A 394-nucleotide genomic window follows, 5' to 3' on the forward strand; every position below is an offset into this window, starting at 1 on the left:
TTCTCGGTCGACGGGGACCTCGCCCCACTGGCTCGGCTGCACTCCGTGGCCCGCCGGCACGGCGCGTTGCTGCTGGTCGACGACGCGCACGCGCTCGGCCTCACTGGGCCGGCCGGAGCGGGCGCGGTCGCGGCCAGCGGGCTGGCCGGCGAGCCGGACGTGGTGGTCACCGCCACCCTGTCGAAGGCGCTCGGTGGCGCGGGTGGTGTCGTCGCCGGCCCGGCCGAGTTCGTCCGGCACCTGATCGAGACCGGGCGCACGTTCATCTTCGACACGGCACTGCCGCCGGCGGTTGCCGCCGGTGTGCACGCCGCGTTGCGGCTCGCCCAGGCCGGTGACGACCTGCGCGCCGAGTTGTCCGACCGGGTGGCGCTGGCGGTCGGTCGCCTGCGGG

1 protein-coding gene is annotated in these 394 nt (G+C 76.6%); it reads left to right on the top strand.

Annotated features, from left to right (window positions below; all coding sequences use genetic code 11):
- Positions 1-394, top strand: a 394-nt coding sequence (locus KBX53_RS35935) for an aminotransferase class I/II-fold pyridoxal phosphate-dependent enzyme (protein WP_210864137.1), incomplete at both ends; no start/stop codon positions are given.

It is taken from the genome of Micromonospora sp. M51 (assembly GCF_018070305.1).
Classification (GTDB): Bacteria; Actinomycetota; Actinomycetes; order Mycobacteriales; family Micromonosporaceae; genus Micromonospora; species Micromonospora parva.